The 1,289-nt window shown below is 44.5% G+C and carries 2 protein-coding genes and 1 pseudogene; 2 read left to right on the top strand and 1 reads right to left on the bottom strand.

What is annotated here, in order from left to right; genetic code table 11:
* Window positions 1-134: pseudogene (locus tag R7F67_RS24195) on the top strand (OmpA family protein); the annotation flags it as partial.
* Window positions 135-195: 61 nt separating this feature from the next.
* Complete coding sequence (locus R7F67_RS24200; RefSeq protein ID WP_318057460.1) at window positions 196-1,065, top strand: mechanosensitive ion channel family protein; 870 nt, start codon at window positions 196-198, stop codon at window positions 1,063-1,065.
* Window positions 1,066-1,145: 80 nt separating this feature from the next.
* Here the strand turns inward: R7F67_RS24200 and R7F67_RS24205 are convergent.
* Window positions 1,146-1,289: iron chelate uptake ABC transporter family permease subunit (locus R7F67_RS24205; protein WP_318057461.1), on the bottom strand; the 144-nt coding region annotated here is incomplete at its 5' end.

Raw genomic sequence — 1,289 nt, forward strand, 5'->3', positions numbered from 1 at the left:
GGCTTGTTTGGGAGGTCAAAGCGTTTGGTGAACTGCAACCGGTCATAAATCAAACGACTTCGGAAGCGAACGCACTGAATCGACGTGCCTTTATCGTATTTAAAGAGAGTGAACACGGACAACTGACAGAATAATTTGTTATGGTTACCCATTACTATTCGAAAGGTAATAAGTCTGTAACACGGGAGCTGGCTAATGAAGAAAGTGCAGTTGGTCGTCGATTTTCTTCTCACGCACAAAATGCTGTTTACCACATTAATTTTGTTTTTTATGTGGTTGGTACGTCGTTCAATTTTGTCGATGATTCGCGGTGATCATGCCTTTTTAACCGAAGATCAACGCAGTTGGATGTCGAGAACCAAAAACGGTACGTTTGCGTTCACATTGCTGATCCTGTTTATCCTCTGGCAATCAGAAATCAGTGAGTTTGCGCTCAGTGTTACAGCGATTGCGGTTGCTATTGTGGTGGCATCGAAAGAGATCATTTTGTGTTTTACAGGCTCGATTCAACGTGCAAGTTCGCGCTCGTTTCGAGTGGGTGATTGGATTGAAGTGGGGAAGTTGTGTGGCGAGGTTATCGAACACAACATGATGGCGACCGTGATTCAAGAGATCGATTTGCATCACGGGCAATACCATTACACGGGTAAAACCGCGACGTTGCCTAATAGTATGTTTTTCACCTATCCGGTTAAAAACCTCAACTTCATGAAGCGTTATGTTTACCATAATTTCACGATTGTGGTGAAAGACTTCGTCAACCTGTATCCGCTACTGACACCGTTAACGGACAAAATTGATGAGCATTGCAGTTACTTTAGTGATGTTGCACATCGTTACAATGCCATGATCGAGAAGCATGCCGGCGTTTACCTGCCGGGCGCAGACCCGCACATCTACATTGCAAGTCATATTAACGGTGAGCAGATTGGGCATGTGATGATCTTCTGCCCGACAGATAAGGCGAACCATTTAGAACATTTGATTCGTCAGGACTTTATGGAGCTTTACGAGCAGCGTTTTCCTGCTTCGAATGATGAATCGAACGACGCTGCCTTCAACTAACTCGCATTAAAAAGAAACCCGCTGCTTCGGAGTAAACTCCCAAAGAGCGGGTTTCTTTTTTCGCTTATCTTTACGCCAAGCTATCGGAACTTACTTTTGAGCATCAGAAACAAGAAGTAGGTACTACCGATAATCGCGACTAACGTACCTGCTGCAATTTGGCTCGGGTAAATGGCGATTTGCCCTAACCAATCCGCCCAAACCATAAGCGTTGCACGAATTAA

The sequence above is a fragment of the Vibrio sp. YT-17 genome (genome assembly GCF_033337375.1).
In the GTDB taxonomy this organism is placed as follows: Bacteria; Pseudomonadota; Gammaproteobacteria; order Enterobacterales; family Vibrionaceae; genus Vibrio; species Vibrio alginolyticus.

What these genes read in the sequence shown, in the direction of transcription:
- R7F67_RS24200 (WP_318057460.1), top strand. Translation starts at nt 196, where the DNA reads ATGAAGAAAGTGCAGTTGGTCGTCGATTTTCTTCTCACGCACAAAATG.